21 protein-coding genes are annotated in these 16,362 nt (G+C 51.5%); 11 read left to right on the top strand and 10 right to left on the bottom strand.

The annotated features are described in order from the left end of the window. Window positions 1–13: 13 nt before the first annotated feature. The 6 genes from flgG to flgB form a co-directional block, all read right to left on the bottom strand. The gene (gene flgG, locus QZF50_RS04830; RefSeq protein WP_001748290.1) at window positions 14–796 is read right to left on the bottom strand and encodes a flagellar basal-body rod protein FlgG; all 783 of its coding nucleotides are present in this window, start codon (window positions 794–796) and stop codon (window positions 14–16) included. A gap of 171 nt (window positions 797–967) precedes the next feature. Next, window positions 968–1,723 carry a flagellar basal-body rod protein FlgF gene (gene flgF / locus QZF50_RS04825; RefSeq protein ID WP_000349302.1) on the bottom strand — a complete coding sequence of 252 codons (756 nt, stop codon included), beginning with the start codon at window positions 1,721–1,723 and terminating at the stop codon, window positions 968–970. Window positions 1,724–1,742: 19 nt separating this feature from the next. Then, complete coding sequence (flgE, locus tag QZF50_RS04820; RefSeq protein ID WP_000885878.1) at window positions 1,743–2,948, bottom strand: flagellar hook protein FlgE; 1,206 nt, start codon at window positions 2,946–2,948, stop codon at window positions 1,743–1,745. A gap of 24 nt (window positions 2,949–2,972) precedes the next feature. Next, a complete protein-coding gene (flgD, locus tag QZF50_RS04815; RefSeq protein ID WP_000020486.1) occupies window positions 2,973–3,668 on the bottom strand; it encodes a flagellar hook assembly protein FlgD in 696 nt (231 codons plus the stop codon). Between the two features lie 11 nt (window positions 3,669–3,679). Then, complete coding sequence (gene flgC / locus QZF50_RS04810) at window positions 3,680–4,084, bottom strand: flagellar basal body rod protein FlgC (protein ID WP_001196460.1); 405 nt, start codon at window positions 4,082–4,084, stop codon at window positions 3,680–3,682. 3 nt (window positions 4,085–4,087) lie between these two features. After that, window positions 4,088–4,504, bottom strand: coding sequence for a flagellar basal body rod protein FlgB (flgB, locus tag QZF50_RS04805; RefSeq protein WP_000884702.1), 417 nt, complete (start codon window positions 4,502–4,504; stop codon window positions 4,088–4,090). Between the two features lie 154 nt (window positions 4,505–4,658). Here flgB and flgA point away from each other — a divergent pair, with 154 nt between their 5' ends. From flgA to flgN, 3 genes are all read left to right on the top strand, one after another. Further along, on the top strand, window positions 4,659–5,318 hold the full coding sequence (gene flgA / locus QZF50_RS04800) for a flagellar basal body P-ring formation chaperone FlgA (protein WP_000955720.1): 660 nt from the start codon (window positions 4,659–4,661) through the stop codon (window positions 5,316–5,318). 75 nt (window positions 5,319–5,393) lie between these two features. After that, window positions 5,394–5,687, top strand: coding sequence for a flagellar biosynthesis anti-sigma factor FlgM (gene flgM / locus QZF50_RS04795; protein WP_000020880.1), 294 nt, complete (start codon window positions 5,394–5,396; stop codon window positions 5,685–5,687). A 4-nt stretch (window positions 5,688–5,691) separates the two neighbouring features. Beyond that, window positions 5,692–6,108 carry a flagella biosynthesis chaperone FlgN gene (flgN, locus tag QZF50_RS04790; RefSeq protein WP_000197340.1) on the top strand — a complete coding sequence of 139 codons (417 nt, stop codon included), beginning with the start codon at window positions 5,692–5,694 and terminating at the stop codon, window positions 6,106–6,108. A 39-nt stretch (window positions 6,109–6,147) separates the two neighbouring features. Here flgN and murJ read toward each other — a convergent pair whose 3' ends face one another. The 4 genes from murJ to rimJ form a co-directional block, all read right to left on the bottom strand. Then, window positions 6,148–7,683: a murein biosynthesis integral membrane protein MurJ gene (gene murJ / locus QZF50_RS04785; protein WP_001050672.1), complete on the bottom strand. Its 1,536-nt coding sequence runs from the start codon at window positions 7,681–7,683 to the stop codon at window positions 6,148–6,150. Window positions 7,684–7,792: 109 nt separating this feature from the next. Further along, entirely contained in the window at window positions 7,793–8,716 is a 924-nt protein-coding gene (locus QZF50_RS04780) for a Gfo/Idh/MocA family oxidoreductase (protein WP_061892243.1), read from the bottom strand. A 1-nt stretch (window position 8,717) separates the two neighbouring features. Beyond that, a complete protein-coding gene (locus tag QZF50_RS04775; RefSeq protein WP_000877124.1) occupies window positions 8,718–9,365 on the bottom strand; it encodes a YceH family protein in 648 nt (215 codons plus the stop codon). Between the two features lie 10 nt (window positions 9,366–9,375). Further along, window positions 9,376–9,960 (bottom strand): ribosomal protein S5-alanine N-acetyltransferase, encoded by a 585-nt coding sequence (gene rimJ / locus QZF50_RS04770; protein ID WP_000468186.1) that lies wholly within the window; start codon window positions 9,958–9,960, stop codon window positions 9,376–9,378. A 235-nt stretch (window positions 9,961–10,195) separates the two neighbouring features. On the opposite strand from rimJ, the gene mdtH reads away from it, so the two are divergent. From mdtH to QZF50_RS04730, 8 genes are all read left to right on the top strand, one after another. After that, window positions 10,196–11,404, top strand: coding sequence for a multidrug efflux MFS transporter MdtH (gene mdtH / locus QZF50_RS04765; RefSeq protein ID WP_000092202.1), 1,209 nt, complete (start codon window positions 10,196–10,198; stop codon window positions 11,402–11,404). Window positions 11,405–11,467: 63 nt separating this feature from the next. Continuing rightward, window positions 11,468–12,115 (top strand): glutaredoxin 2, encoded by a 648-nt coding sequence (grxB, locus tag QZF50_RS04760; protein WP_000780912.1) that lies wholly within the window; start codon window positions 11,468–11,470, stop codon window positions 12,113–12,115. A 133-nt stretch (window positions 12,116–12,248) separates the two neighbouring features. Beyond that, window positions 12,249–12,809, top strand: coding sequence for a lipoprotein (locus QZF50_RS04755; protein ID WP_001295443.1), 561 nt, complete (start codon window positions 12,249–12,251; stop codon window positions 12,807–12,809). Window positions 12,810–12,914: 105 nt separating this feature from the next. Then, complete coding sequence (gene pyrC, locus QZF50_RS04750; protein ID WP_000126556.1) at window positions 12,915–13,961, top strand: dihydroorotase; 1,047 nt, start codon at window positions 12,915–12,917, stop codon at window positions 13,959–13,961. Window positions 13,962–14,034: 73 nt separating this feature from the next. After that, entirely contained in the window at window positions 14,035–14,280 is a 246-nt protein-coding gene (dinI, locus tag QZF50_RS04745; protein WP_001217754.1) for a DNA damage-inducible protein I, read from the top strand. A gap of 289 nt (window positions 14,281–14,569) precedes the next feature. Then, on the top strand, window positions 14,570–14,824 hold the full coding sequence (bssS, locus tag QZF50_RS04740) for a biofilm formation regulator BssS (RefSeq protein WP_000414437.1): 255 nt from the start codon (window positions 14,570–14,572) through the stop codon (window positions 14,822–14,824). Window positions 14,825–14,938: 114 nt separating this feature from the next. Continuing rightward, the gene (gene solA / locus QZF50_RS04735; protein WP_001471350.1) at window positions 14,939–16,057 is read left to right on the top strand and encodes an N-methyl-L-tryptophan oxidase; all 1,119 of its coding nucleotides are present in this window, start codon (window positions 14,939–14,941) and stop codon (window positions 16,055–16,057) included. A gap of 47 nt (window positions 16,058–16,104) precedes the next feature. After that, window positions 16,105–16,218: a YceO family protein gene (locus QZF50_RS04730; RefSeq protein ID WP_001253418.1), complete on the top strand. Its 114-nt coding sequence runs from the start codon at window positions 16,105–16,107 to the stop codon at window positions 16,216–16,218. Window positions 16,219–16,362 lie beyond the last annotated feature (144 nt).

Below are 16,362 nucleotides of genomic sequence, written 5' to 3'. Positions count from 1 at the left end.
CACCGGTTAAGCCTTAGAGTTGCGTCAGTTTTTGCAGCATCTGATCGGTGGTGGACACCGCTTTACTGTTGATTTCGTAAGCGCGTTGCACCTGAATCATATTGACCAGTTCTTCCGCCACGTTGACGTTAGACGTTTCAACATACCCTTGATACAGCAGTCCCGCGCCGTTCAGGCCCGGCGTGCTTTCGTTCGGTGCACCAGAGGATTGCGTTTCGGTGTAGAGGTTTTCGCCAATGCTCTCCAGCCCGGTGTCATTCATAAAGGTGGTGAGATTGAGCTGCCCAACCTGAACCGGAGCTGCCTGGCCTTGTTGGGTTACGCTGACCACGCCATCACGACCGATGGTGATACTTAACGCATTCGCCGGAATGGTGATCGCTGGCTGCACCTGAAAACCACCAGCCGTCACCAGCTGCCCGTTCTGATCCACCTGGAAAGAGCCGTCACGGGTATAGGCTGATGAACCATCTGGCAACATCACCTGGAAAAAGCCCAGCCCTTTAATCGCGACATCTTTGCTGTTGTTGGTCTGCGACAGGTTTCCCTGGCTGTGTAAGCGTTCAGTGGCGACCGGGCGTACCCCCGTGCCGATTTGTAATCCGGAGGGTAAGGTGGTTTGTTCGGAAGACTGTGCCCCCGGCTGGCGAATGGTTTGATAAAGCAGATCTTCAAACACCGCGCGCTGACGCTTAAAACCGTTAGTACTGACGTTTGCCAGGTTGTTGGCAATGACGTCCATATTGGTTTGCTGGGCGTCAAGGCCCGTTTTGGCGATCCATAATGAACTGATCATAAAATGTCCTGTAGTGGATTAGTGACAAAGTGCATATGTCTTCTTGCCGGATGCGGCGTAAACGCCTTATCCGGCCTACAAGTGCTCGCAAAATCGATAAATTGCGATTGCCCCCATAGACCCGATAAACTTGCGCATCGGGCAACTTATACTTGTCATGTATCCTTTCAATTAACTCATCGACAGCAGTTGGTTGGCACGGCCTGCGTTATCATCGACGCTGCTGATCACCTTCATCTGCATTTCAAAACGCCGCGCGCTGGCAATCATGTCGCTCATTGCCGCAACGGCATTGACGTTACTGCCTTCCAGAACCCCCGACATCACACGCAAGGTTGGATCTGCCTGGAGTACCGGCCCACGCGTGGCCTGGGTTTCTGCGCTTAAACGAAAAATGCCGTCGTCACCGCGCTGCACTTCGCTGCCCGTGGCTTTCACCAGTTTCAGACGCCCCACTGGCGCAACCGTATTTGCCGGATCGCCCGGATTGAGCGCCGAGATTGTGCCATCGGCAGCAATAGTGATTTCCGCCCCTTCCGGCACAGCAATTGGCCCAGCCTCGCCTATCACCGGATGCCCCTGAATTGTCAGTTGCCCGGTGGGATCAACCTGAATGCTGCCATTACGCGTATACCCTTCGCTGCCGTCAGCGGACTGCACGGCCAGCCAGCCATCCTGCTGCAATGCAACGTCCAGCGGGCGCGAGGTGTAATCCATCTTGCCGGGCGTCATGTCTGCACCCGGTGTTGACGCCGTTACCAGCGTGCGCGTGGGCAGTGAAAGCCCTTCCACCGGCACTGCACGCAAGGCGTTTAACTGCGCGCGAAAACCGGGCGTAGAGGCATTGGCCAGATTACTGGCGGTTACCGCCTGTTGATTCAGCGTCTGGCTGGCTGCTCCCATCGCGGTATAAATTGCGTGATCCATTGAGCTATCCCGTCAGCGATTAGCGTAAGTTAACCAGCGTGTTGAGGATCTGGTCCTGGGTTTTGATGGTCTGGGCGTTAGACTGATAGTTACGCTGGGCAACGATCATATTGACCAGTTCTTTACTGAGATCGACGTTGGACGCTTCCAACGCACCGTTGGTCAGGGTGCCAAAGTTGCCCGTCCCGGCTGTCCCCAACAGCGCCACGCCAGAAGATTGCGTCGCAGACCAGACGTTGTCGCCTTCGGATGCCAGACCTTCGTTGTTGGCAAAGTTCGCCAGTACAATCTGCCCCAGCAGTTGTGTTTGTTCGTTGGAATAGTTGCCGACAACCGTACCGTCATCATTGATTTGATAACTCACCAGATCGCCCGGTTTGTAGCCATTCTGGGTGGTTGCCACAATATTGTTAGCGCCGGTATTTTGCTGCATGGAGTTGAGGAAGCTCAGGCTAAACGTGGCGGGATCTGCGCCGTTAATTGCGCCAGTGGTAATATTCTCTGTTGGATTTGAGGTCAGAACGCCATTGGCATTAAACACCAGCTTCATTGCAGGCTCGGCTGTACCTGTTGGATCACTGCTATCCTGGGTGTAGACCTGCCAGTTATTATCCCCGGTCTTCACAAAGTAGACGCTCATGTCATGAGCATTACCCTGACTGTCGAAAACAGTCACCGAACCTTTTTTGTTATAGCTATCCGCATTGCTGGCGCTGAATGGCGTAACAGTAGGAAGCGGATCACTGGAATTCAGGTTGATCTGCATCGATGCCGTGGTGGTAGTTTTCGCTGCCATCAGGGTATTCGGGATCGAAATATTGGTCGGATTCGCCCCTTGCTGAATAGTCGGCGGCGTACCGGTTGCCGGGTAACCCGTCAGCTGTAAACCTTGCATATTCACCAGGTTACGGTTTTCATCCAGCTTAAATTGTCCGTTACGGCTGTAGAACACCGAACCGTTGCTGTCTACCAGACGGAAAAAACCGTTCTGGCTGATAGCAACGTCCAGACCTCGCCCGGTGTTGGTGGTCGTGCCATCGGTAAAGTCCTGAGTGATACCGGCAACTTTTACCCCCAGTCCCACTTTCGAACCGGCAAACATATCGGCAAAAGAGGCCGTGCCTGATTTAAAGCCGTAGGTGGCGGAGTTGGCGATATTGTTGCCAATAACATCGAGGTTGGTGGCGGCAGCGTTTAATCCGCTAACCGCTTGAGAAAAGGCCATGACTGACTCCTGAAATGTGAAGGCTTAAATTATCTGCCGTACTTCGTCGAGGGTGGTGGTGCCGTAAGTGCCGAGATCCAGCGTATTACCGCTGTTGCCGCGGATCACACCCTGCACCAGAGCAAACTGCAGCGGCTGGGCAACCAGTTGTGTACCACCGTTACTGGCGCTAATCGCTACATTGTAAGAACCGTTCGGCGCAGTGCTGCCATCAGTCAACGTACCGTCCCAGGTGAAACTGTGAACTCCGGCGGTCAGTTCACCAATATCAATGGTGCGCACAACCGCGCCATTTTTATCGGTGATGGTGGCCGTAACTTTGTCTGCCGCCTGTTGCAGCTCAACACCAAACGGCGTGGTCGTGGTCACAGCCCCTTCTTCACTGCCGGTTCCCGCAAGAACAGTTGTGCCGGGGATCATCACGCCGTGACCGATCAGGTTACTGGCCTGTAACGACTGGCTGTTATCAATCTGTCCGGAAATAGATCCGAGCGTGGTATTGAGTTTTTCAATCCCGCTGACCGTGCTGATTTGTGCCAATTGCGACGTCAGCTCGTTGTTTTCCATTGGATTGGTCGGGTCCTGGTTTTTCAGCTGCGCCACCAGCAAAGTCAGAAAACTGCTTTGTAAATCTGCGGCGTTGCTGCCCGTGAGCGAACTACTGCTGGTGGTACTGACGCCGGTATTTGTCGGATCGGTGGTGGTTACCGCAATGGACATAGCTTTCTCCTTTATTGACCGAGCGTAAGGGTTTTCAGCATCATACTTTTCACCGTGTTGAGCACTTCAACGTTGGCCTGATAGCTGCGTGACGCCGACATGGTGTTAACCATCTCCCCGACGACATCAACGTTCGGCATTTTTACGTAGCCCTTTGCATCTGCCAGCGGATTACCCGGTTCATAAACCAGTTTGTCCGGGGCCTGACTTTCTATAACATCGGCAACCTTTACGCCGCCTGTCGCAGCACCTGGTGCAGCGTTAACCTGGAATACCACCTGTTTTGCCCGATATGGCTGTCCATCAGGACCGGTCACGCTATCAGCATTTGCCAGATTACTGGCCGCCACGTTCAGGCGCTGGGACTGGGCAGTTAACGCCGACCCGGCGATATCAAAAATATTCAGCAGTGCCATCCGTTAATTTCCGCTCTGTAAAACGTTCATCATGCCTTTGATTTGCCCGCTCAACGCGCTAAGGCTCATCTGGTATTGCAGGCTGTTATCGGCAAACTGGGTGCGTTCGCGATCCATATCGACGGTATTACCGTCAAGCGAAGGCTGGTCCGGAATACGGTATTGCAGTTCTGCGGTAGGAGGCGTCAGCGCCTGCGCCGGGATGTGTTGCGTTGAGGTCATCGTCAGTGCAACCACACTGGTTGCATCCCGTCCACGTTGCATGACTTTTTTAAGTTCACTGGCAAAATCGATATCGCGCGCCTGATAACCAGGGGTATCGGCATTGGCGATGTTTGCTGCCAGCACTTCCTGACGCTGGGCGCGCAGATTGAGCGCCTCTTGTTGAAAACGTAAGGCGGCGTCGAGCTTATCGAGCATATCTCCTCCGCAGGTATCAAAATTCTGCCATCAGCTTAAATGCCTTTACGCGCGCGTTATCGGCGGAATAAACGCAAAATGGGTCGCTATTTATGCCGTTGATGGTCATTGCGGACAGGTACAATTCACGTTGTAGAAATGGCTGGGGGCGAAAATGCTGACAATAAAACGTAGCGTGGCGATCATCGCGATACTGTTCAGTCCGTTAAGTACGGCGAGCAATCTCACATCGCAATTGCACAACTTTTTTAGCGCCCAACTCGCGGGGGTAAGTGATGAGGTTCGTGTTTCTATTCGTACAGCGCCCAATCTACTACCGCCATGCGAGCAGCCATTGCTTTCGATGAGCAATAATTCCCGCCTGTGGGGCAATGTGAATGTGTTGGCACGCTGCGGTAACGACAAACGATATTTACAGGTTAATGTGCAGGCCACAGGAAATTATGTGGTTGCCGCGATGCCCATTGTGCGGGGAGGAAAGCTGGAAGCTGGCAATGTCAAACTAAAACGCGGACGGCTGGATACCCTGCCACCGCGTACGGTGCTGGATATCAATCAACTTGTTGATGCCATTAGCCTGCGCGATCTATCACCCGATCAACCTATCCAGTTAACCCAGTTTCGCCAGGCATGGCGGGTAAAAGCGGGACAACGCGTCAATGTGATCGCCAGCGGTGATGGGTTTAGCGCCAACGCAGAAGGTCAGGCGCTGAACAATGCAGCCGTCGCACAGAATGCGCGGGTGCGCATGGTATCGGGACAGGTAGTCAGCGGCGTTGTTGATGCAGATGGGAATATTCTTATAAACCTGTAAGCTGTTAAAGATTACCCGTCCCTTGCCGATAAATAAGCAACACATGATAAAAGCGCCCTCAATGAGGAATAAACCATGAGTATTGATCGCACTTCGCCTCTGAAGCCTGTAAGCACCGTTCAACCGCGCGAAACCACTGACGCGCCGGTAACGAACAGCCGGGCGGCAAAAACAACCGCCTCCACCAGCACCAGTGTGACGTTAAGCGACGCGCAAGCAAAACTGATGCAACCCGGCAGCAGTGATATCAATCTTGAACGTGTCGAAGCGTTAAAACTGGCGATTCGTAACGGTGAACTAAAAATGGACACCGGCAAAATTGCCGATGCGCTGATCAACGAAGCGCAGCAAGACTTGCAGAGTAACTGATCGTATGACACGTCTTGCAGAGATCCTCGACCAGATGTCCGCTGTGCTTAACGATCTCAAAACGGTAATGGATCAAGAGCAGCAACATCTCTCTATGGGGCAGATCAACGGCAGCCAGTTGCAATGGATTACAGAACAAAAAAGCTCACTGCTGGCGACGCTGGATTACCTCGAACAGTTACGCAAGAAAGAACCCAATACAGCAAATAGCGTTGATATTAGTCAACGCTGGCAGGAAATTACTGTGAAAACGCAGCAACTACGCCAAATGAATCAACATAACGGCTGGTTACTGGAAGGACAGATTGAGCGCAATCAACAGGCGCTGGAAATGTTGAAACCGCATCAGGAACCGACGCTATATGGGGCGAACGGTCAGACCTCAACAACCCATCGCGGCGGTAAAAAGATTTCGATCTGAATATTATCTCCGGCCTGCACTGCAGGCCGGAATGCATTGTTACACCGTCCGGCGGGCAAATTCTTTAACTTTGAAGCCCAGTACCGCCAGTGCAGCGAAGTACGCGGCAATCCCCGCCAGCACGACCGCCATTAAACGCAGTAAGCGCCAGGGCATGGTACCCAATGACCACTCCGGCATGATATGTAACATACCTAAAAGCACGCCAGACATCACCAGTACCGCCACCACCAGACGCAACAGAAACGCCATCCAGCCGGGTTGCGGAGTAAAGATTTTCTGCTTACGCAACTGCCAGTAAAGCAGCGAAGCATTCAGACACGCCGCCAGACCAATAGAAAGTGACAGCCCGGCATGTTTCAACGGACCAATAAACGCCAGGTTCATCAATTGCGTTAAAATCAGCGTAACGATGGCAATTTTCACTGGCGTTTTAATGTCCTGGCGGGAATAAAAGCCAGGAGCCAACACTTTCACTACAATCAGGCCAATCAAACCCACCGAGTAGGCAATTAACGCCCGCTGGGTCATCAGCGCATCAAACGCGGTAAATTTACCGTACTGGAACAGCGAAACGGTTAACGGACCTGAAAGAATGCCCAACGCAACCGCACTCGGCAGCGCCAACAGGAAACAAAGACGCAACCCCCAGTCCATCAAACGGTTGTATTCATCATGATTGCCACTGGCAAAACTTTTCGACAGCGACGGCAGCAAAATGGTGCCAAGCGCCACGCCCAGCACACCGGACGGAAACTCCATTAAGCGGTCGGCGTAATACATCCAAGACACCGAACCGGAAGCAAGAAACGAGGCAAAAATGGTGTTGATGATTAAGGAGATCTGGCTCACAGAGACGCCAAGGATCGCCGGTCCCATCTGTTTCACCACGCGCATTGCTCCGGCATCGTGGAAGTTAATGCGCGGCAGGACCAGCATGCCGATCTTCTTCAGGTGCGGTAGCTGATACACCAGCTGCAGGATGCCGCCGACCGTAACAGCCCACGCCAGCGCCAGCACCGGTGGGTTAAAGTACGGTGCGGCAAACAGCGCGAAACCAATCATGCTGATGTTAAGCAGTGTTGGAGCAAACGCCGGAATCGAGAAGCGGTTCCACGTATTCAGAATCGCTCCCACCAGCGACGCCAGGGAGATCAGCAAGATATAGGGAAAGGTAATCTTTAGTAGCTGGCTGGTCAGGGCAAATTTGTCAGCTGTGTCAGCGAAGCCTGGCGCGGTCACCATGATCACCCACGGTGCGGCGAGCATGCCAGCGACCGTCACAACCGCCAGCGCGAGTGTCAGCAGGCCAGAAACATAAGAGACAAAGACCCGCGTGGCGTCTTCACCCTGCTTACTTTTATATTCCGCCAGAATCGGTACAAATGCCTGGGAAAATGCCCCTTCGGCAAAGATACGGCGTAACAAGTTAGGAAGTTTAAAAGCGACGAAAAAGGCGTCGGTTGCCATCCCTGCGCCAAAGATTCTGGCGACAATTGCGTCTCGTGCGAAGCCAAGCACACGCGAAAACATGGTCATCGAGCTGACGGCGGCCAGCGATTTTAATAAATTCATCGGTGTTCTAATCCAGACCCACGGGCAAAACGCCTGCAAGGCAGGCGCTGAAAGAGGCGAATAGTCTACCTGGATTATGGTGAATTGCTACCGCCAGATGTTACAGGGTTTATTCACTCATCGCATCGCGCCAGATCTTGTCAACGATACGTTGCGCCAGCACGGCCTGTTCGCCGGCGGTTTGCGGAACTGTCTGATTTTGCACACATTCAATGAAGTGCCGCGCACAGCCGACAAATCCACGTTGTTCAAGAGTGCTCTGCCAACCAGGAATCGGTTTATGCACTACGCCCTGCCCGCGCTCCTCACGCCATTCGCGCATATCCGTAATGTCGATGAGCGCACCGTCAGTCACGGCCTGCACGGTTTCACGCTGACTTCCGGCACGGCGATGCATACAGGTGGTGATCTGCAAAGGACAGGCCGAAAAATGGTGCTCGGCAAACAGCATTTCGCCAGCGTCGTTAGTCAGTAGCGTACCGCCATCCAGAGAGGCTTTGCCGCCCGACAACCACAGCGCGGTATCCACCACATGCAGATAATCATCCAGCAACGTGAAATAAAGATCGTGTGGCCCGACGCTATTGCTACGATGTTTATCCATTCTTAGCGAAGCTGCGGTAGCGAGTTGCGTTTTTAACTCACCGTAGAGTGGTGCGAAACGACGGTTAAAACCGACCATCAACGTCAGTTTTTTACGCGCCGCCAGTTCCACCAGCCGTTCAGCATCGCGCAGATTTTCTGCCAGCGGTTTATCGACACAGACATGTACACCCGCATTGAGTAACGTACTGACCACGTCAAAGTGGCTGGCGGTGCTGGAATGCACAAAAACCGCATCGCAACTGGCGGCAAGGCTGGATAACGAATCGGCATAAGGAATGCGCCAGCTTTCACAAATTGGCAGGGCTTTCGCGCGCGTAGGCGACCAGGCTCCTTGTAACATCCAGTCAGACGCTGCCGCCAGCACCGGTAACCACGCTTTTTGCGCAATGCCGCCTAATCCCACAACGCCGATACGTAATTTTTTCACTTTAATCTCCCAGATGGGCCAGCAACGAATCAAGACGCTGTTTCAGTTCTGCCACTTCGATTTCCAGGGCTTCGACGCGGGCCTGTAAATCACCATCAACCGCGTTCGACATATCCGTTACCGCCGGCTGATCCTTTACCTCACCACTGAAAAGATGCATGTAGCGGCTTTCGCGTTTACCCGGTTCGCGGGCCAGACGCACCACAAAAGGACCATCTTCGCGATTTGCCAGTTGTTCCAGCGTCGACTCCACTTCCGCCATATCGCTGAATTCATACATTCGCGCGGCGCGGCTGCGCAGTTCACCTGGCGTCTGGGCACCACGCAATAACAACGTGGTGATTAACGCCACTTCCGCTGCGCTCAGTTTCAGATCGCCAAATTCTGAATTACAAAAACGTTGCTCATATTTGGTGACCCGATTACCAAAACCGCTCACTGTGCGTAGATAATGACGTTTGACCAGATTATCCAGCTGTTCCTGCACTTCGGATTCACTCAGATTCATGACCGGTTCACGGTTCGTTTTCTGATTACAGGCCGTGACTACACCATTGACTGAGAGCGGGTATTGCTCCGGCGTGGTCACCTGCTTTTCCAGCAAGCAACCAATCACGCGAGCTTCAAGGGCAGTAAGTTGATATTTCATGAGATTCTCCTTAGCGGCCGGGCGTCCAGTCTGGGGTCGTTAATGCCGTCAGTACGTGATCGCGCCATTGTCCATCAATCAACAGATAGTCTTTCGCATAGCCTTCTTTTTCAAAACCCAGTCGCGCCAGTAAATCACCGCTGCGTTTATTGTGCGGCATATAATTAGCCATAATGCGATGAATATGTTGGGTGCGCTGCATATAACGAATGGCTGCGGTCAGGGCTTCAAACATGAGTCCTTTGCCCTGCCATTTTTGCCCAATCGAATAACCGAGATAGCAGGCATGAAAAGAGCCGCGAACAACATTGGAAAAATTGGCAACGCCAATAATCTCTTTTTCGTCCGGGTCGAATAAACCAAAGTAGAAAGCTGAACCTTGTTTATGAAATTCGTTAATCATCCCCAGCCTGGCCTGCCAGCCTGATGGATAACAGTGGCTTTCGTCGCGCACTGGCTCCCAGGGCTTGAGGAAATGGCGATTCTCTGCGTAATAATCCGCAAGACGCCAGGCATCACGATCATGCACCAGACGCACGACCAGTCGGTCTGTGGTTAAGCGCACTTTTGGCACGTTACTGCGATAGCCAAACATTCTATACCTACTCCTTCCCGTAACGTCTTTAATACGCTGTAAGTATTACTATACCTGCGCAACCAGACCCTGTGAAAAGTCCAAAATGCCATTTTCTGCATTATTCACATATTTGATAAAAACTCTCTATCAAAGCGACGTTTTGATAAAAAAATATTGTCCCCGAAGTGATGGGAAAAGTCTTAGCGGCAATGCAGAATAGAAAGTGCTCATCTTTTATTTCCCGGGAGGGGAAATGTCCCGCGTGTCGCAGGCGAGGAACCTGGGTAAATATTTCCTGCTCATCGATAATATGCTGGTCGTGCTGGGGTTCTTTGTTGTCTTCCCGCTGATCTCTATCCGCTTCGTTGATCAAATGGGCTGGGCCGCCGTCATGGTCGGTATTGCTCTCGGTCTACGCCAGTTTATTCAGCAAGGTCTGGGTATTTTCGGCGGCGCAATTGCCGACCGCTTTGGTGCCAAACCGATGATTGTTACCGGTATGCTGATGCGCGCTGCCGGATTCGCCACAATGGGTATCGCCCACGAACCGTGGCTATTGTGGTTTTCATGCCTGCTCTCGGGACTCGGCGGCACGTTGTTTGATCCGCCGCGTTCGGCGCTGGTGGTGAAACTAATCCGTCCACAACAGCGTGGTCGTTTTTTCTCGCTGTTGATGATGCAGGACAGTGCCGGTGCAGTCATTGGCGCATTGTTGGGGAGCTGGCTGTTGCAATACGACTTTCGCCTGGTCTGCGCCACAGGGGCCGTTTTGTTTGTGCTGTGTGCAGCGTTCAATGCGTGGTTGTTACCAGCATGGAAACTCTCCACCGTACGCACGCCCGTTCGCGAAGGCATGACCCGCGTGATGCGTGACAAGCGTTTTGTCACCTATGTCCTGACGCTGGCGGGTTACTACATGCTGGCTGTACAAGTGATGCTGATGCTGCCAATTATGGTCAACGACGTGGCTGGCGCGCCCTCTGCCGTTAAATGGATGTATGCCATTGAAGCGTGTCTGTCGTTAACGTTGCTCTACCCTATCGCCCGCTGGAGTGAAAAGCATTTTCGTCTGGAACACCGGTTGATGGCTGGGCTGTTGATAATGTCATTAAGCATGATGCCGGTGGGCATGGTCAGCGGCCTGCAACAACTTTTCACCCTGATTTGTCTGTTTTATATCGGGTCGATCATTGCCGAGCCTGCGCGTGAAACCTTAAGTGCTTCGCTGGCGGACGCAAGAGCTCGCGGCAGCTATATGGGGTGTAGCCGTCTGGGTCTGGCGATTGGCGGCGCTATTGGTTATATCGGTGGCGGCTGGCTGTTTGACCTGGGTAAATCGGCGCACCAGCCAGAGCTTCCGTGGATGATGCTGGGCATTATTGGCATCTTCACTTTCCTTGCGCTGGGTTGGCAGTTTAGCCAGAAACGCGCCGCGCGTCGTTTGCTTGAACGCGACGCCTGATTTGATACTCCCCCCTGACTCCTCCATACTGAAAGTGAACTGACAGCCAAATGGAGGAGTCACGTGAAGCTATACATTTACGATCACTGCCCTTACTGCCTCAAAGCCCGCATGATTTTCGGCCTGAAAAATATCCCCGTCGAATTACATGTTCTGCTCAACGACGACGCAGAAACACCCACCCGGATGGTCGGTCAAAAACAGGTTCCCATTCTGCAAAAAGATGACAGCCGCTATATGCCAGAAAGCATGGACATCGTTCACTATGTCGATAAACTCGACGGCAAACCGTTACTGACCGGCAAACGTTCCCCTGCCATTGAAGAGTGGCTGCGCAAGGTCAATGGCTACGCCAACAAACTGCTGTTGCCGCGTTTTGCCAAATCGGCATTTGATGAGTTTTCTACTCCCGCCGCACGCAAATATTTCGTCGACAAGAAAGAGGCCAGCGCGGGTAATTTTGCCGACCTGCTGGCCCACTCTGACGGTCTGATTAAGAATATCAGCGATGATTTACGTGCGCTGGATAAACTGATCGTCAAACCGAACGCCGTGAATGGCGAACTTTCAGAAGATGATATTCAGCTATTTCCGCTACTACGTAATCTGACGCTGGTAGCCGGAATCAACTGGCCAAGCCGCGTTGCTGATTACCGCGATAATATGGCGAAACAGACACAAATCAATTTGTTATCATCAATGGCGATTTAATCCTGACCCGCCGCGGCAGCCTGTATTCGCGGGTTGCCGCCGTTTTCAGTTTTTTCTGCTGGTGAGTTTATCGCTGGTGACACATGCTGCGTTGTGTCAGGATATTGACGCAGATTTCATGTCGAGGACTACCATGAACAAGTTTTTATTTGCCGCTGCATTGATCGTCAGTGGCCTGCTCGTTGGCTGTAATCAACTCACCCAATACACCATCACCGAACAAGAAATTAACCAGTCGCTTGCGAAACATAATAATTTCTCAAAAGATATCGGTTTACCCGGCGTGGCTGACGCCCATATTGTTCTGACAAACCTGACCAGCCAAATTGGTCGCGAAGAGCCGAATAAGGTTACCCTAACCGGAGACGCCAATCTGGACATGAACTCCCTGTTCGGTAGCCAGAAAGCGACCATGAAACTGAAGCTGAAAGCGCTGCCCGTGTTTGATAAAGAAAAAGGCGCGATCTTCCTGAAAGAGATGGAAGTGGTCGATGCGACGGTACAACCGGAAAAAATGCAAACGGTGATGCAAACGTTGCTTCCCTATTTGAACCAGGCATTACGCAATTACTTTAACCAGCAACCTGCTTACGTCCTGCGCGAAGATGGCAGCCAGGGCGAAGCAATGGCGAAAAAACTGGCGAAAGGCATTGAAGTGAAGCCAGGCGAAATTGTCATTCCATTTACTGATTAATCACGAGGGCGCATTCGCGCCCTTTATTTTTCGTGCAAAGGAAAACGTTTCCGCTTATCCTTTGTGTCCGGCAAAAACATCCCTTCAGCCGGAGCATAGAGATTAATGACTGCACCATCCCAGGTATTAAAGATCCGCCGCCCAGACGACTGGCACCTTCACCTCCGCGATGGCGACATGTTAAAAACTGTCGTGCCGTATACCAGCGAAATTTATGGACGGGCTATCGTAATGCCCAATCTGGCTCCGCCCGTGACCACAGTTGAGGCTGCCGTGGCGTATCGCCAACGTATTCTTGATGCCGTACCTGCCGGGCACAATTTCACCCCATTGATGACCTGTTATTTAACAGATTCGCTGGATCCTAATGAGCTGGAGCGCGGATTTAACGAAGGCGTGTTCACCGCTGCAAAACTTTATCCGGCAAACGCAACCACTAACTCCAGCCACGGCGTGACGTCAATTGACGCAATCATGCCGGTACTTGAGCGCATGGAAAAAATCGGTATGCCGCTACTGGTGCATGGTGAAGTGACACATGCAGATATCGACATTTTTGATCGTGAAGCGCGCTTTATAGAAAGCGTGATGGAACCTCTGCGCCAGCGCCTGACTGCGCTGAAAGTCGTTTTTGAGCACATCACCACCAAAGATGCTGCCGACTATGTCCGTGACGGAAATGAACGGCTGGCTGCCACCATCACTCCGCAGCATCTGATGTTTAACCGCAACCATATGCTGGTTGGTGGCGTGCGTCCGCACCTGTATTGTTTACCCATCCTCAAACGCAATATTCACCAACAGGCATTGCGTGAACTGGTCGCCAGCGGTTTTAATCGAGTATTCCTCGGTACGGATTCTGCGCCACATGCACGTCATCGCAAAGAGAGCAGTTGCGGCTGCGCGGGCTGCTTCAACGCCCCAACCGCGCTGGGCAGTTACGCTACCGTCTTTGAAGAGATGAATGCTCTGCAGCACTTTGAAGCATTCTGTTCTGTAAACGGCCCGCAGTTCTATGGCTTGCCGGTCAACGACACATTCATCGAACTGGTACGTGAAGAGCAACAGGTTGCTGAAAGCATCGCACTGACTGATGACACCCTGGTGCCATTCCTCGCCGGGGAAACGGTACGCTGGTCCGTTAAACAATAAAAATTGTAGCTTCCTGTTGTCATTAGGTTATTTTACCTGTATAAATAACCAGTATATTCAACAGGGGGCTATTATGCGAATTGAAGTCACCATAGCGAAAACTTCTCCATTGCCAGCTGGGGCTATTGACGCCCTGGCTGGCGAACTTTCCCGCCGTATTCAGTATGCGTTTCCTGATAATGAAGGCCACGTATCGGTACGTTATGCCGCAGCGAATAATTTATCGGTTATTGGCGCAACAAAAGAAGATAAACAGCGCATTAGCGAAATTCTCCAGGAAACGTGGGAAAGCGCCGATGACTGGTTTGTCAGCGAATAATATGCAGTGATTTTTGTTTTTGCCGGGTCGCCCCGGCTTTTTTATTTTACTTACAAATTTTGAGTACAAAATTTCTACACTTCCTCAAAATAATTGCACAATATGCTAAAAAAATATGAATGACATGCTGTTTTATTGTTCATATAAATCTTAAAAGCAGAAATTTATCTGTTCCCCCCTTTAAAAATTCGGTGAATACCCTTACTTATTGGTATACTGAAGTTGCTTCAGATAAAAACGCATTGAACCTCGAATAACGTTGTCTAGTAACACGAATTAGGGGGCCATGATGGAAAAAAATAATGAAGTCATTCAGACTCATCCGCTCGTAGGGTGGGACATCAGCACCGTTGATAGCTATGATGCGCTGATGTTGCGTTTGCACTACCAGACCCCAAATAAGTCCGAGCAGGAAGGGACTGAAGTTGGTCAGACGCTCTGGTTAACCACTGATGTTGCCAGACAATTTATTTCGATATTAGAAGCAGGAATCGCCAAAATTGAATCCGGTGATTTCCCGGTAAACGAGTATCGGCGTCATTAACATGACATGACCATCCACCCAAAAGGCACCTCACCGGTGCCTTTACCATTTCTGGGTTGTATATCTGCATTCAGTTAATTACTCTGCTTAAACCATGAGAGCAGAGAGAAAAAAATGAAATACGATCTCATCATTATTGGCAGCGGTTCCGTAGGCGCTGCCGCCGGGTATTATGCAACCCGCGCCGGTTTAAACGTGCTAATGACCGACGCCCATATGCCACCGCATCAACACGGCAGCCACCACGGCGATACGCGATTAATTCGCCATGCTTATGGTGAAGGCGAAAAGTATGTCCCGTTGGTCCTCCGCGCGCAAACGCTGTGGGATGAACTTTCCCGCCACAACGAAGATGATCCCATTTTTGTACGCTCTGGTGTCATTAACCTCGGCCCGGCTGACTCCGCATTTCTCGCCAACGTCGCCCACAGCGCCGAACAGTGGCAACTCAACGTTGAAAAGCTCGATGCGCAAGGGATTATGGCCCGCTGGCCAGAAATACGCGTCCCGGACAACTACATCGGCTTATTTGAGACTGATTCCGGTTTTTTGCGCAGCGAACTGGCGATTAAAACCTGGATCCAACTGGCGAAGGAAGCGGGCTGTGCGCAACTGTTCAACTGCCCGGTCACCGCAATTCGTCATGACGATGATGGCGTAACTATTGAAACCGTTGACGGTGAGTATCAGGCGAAAAAAGCGATTGTCTGCGCGGGAACATGGGTAAAAGACCTGCTCCCGGAGCTGCCTGTCCAGCCCGTACGTAAAGTATTTGCCTGGTATCAGGCCGATGGCCGCTATAGCGTGAAGAATAAATTCCCGGCGTTTACCGGTGAACTGCCCAATGGCGATCAATATTATGGTTTTCCGGCAGAAAACGACGCGTTGAAGATTGGCAAACATAACGGAGGCCAGGTTATCCATTCAGCGGATGAACGTGTTCCGTTTGCGGAAGTGGTCAGCGATGGTTCGGAAGCCTTCCCGTTCTTGCGCAATGTATTGCCGGGTATCGGTTGCTGCCTGTACGGCGCTGCCTGCACCTATAATAATTCGCCTGACGAAGATTTTATTATCGATACCCTACCCGGCCACGATAATACACTGCTCATTACCGGCCTGAGTGGGCACGGTTTTAAATTTGCGTCAGTTTTAGGGGAAATAGCTGCCGATTTTGCGCAAGACAAAAAAAGCGATTTTGATTTGACGCCATTCAGGCTTTCCCGCTTCCAATAATCATCATTACGGCCTCCAGAATGAGGCCGTTTTTACAGGAGTATTTAATGCGTCGGCTGTTGCACTATCTCATCAATAATATTCGCGAGCATCTGATGCTTTATCTTTTTCTCTGGGGATTGTTGGCAATTATGGATCTGATCTATGTGTTTTATTTTTAGTTTTCCGCACTGACATAAACTGACAAATATTTAATCTCCCTTTCATTTGGCGTGAAAAATTGAATGAGATTATTCCTGCTTCTACAGCACTCACCAGACATCTCTGATGCTGAACCCACTAAACTTATGAAGATTCTTTCATTA

This window comes from uncultured Escherichia sp. (assembly GCF_948475835.1).
In the GTDB taxonomy this organism is placed as follows: Bacteria; Pseudomonadota; Gammaproteobacteria; order Enterobacterales; family Enterobacteriaceae; genus ECMA0423.
This window is presented reverse-complemented; position numbering and strand designations above follow the sequence as displayed.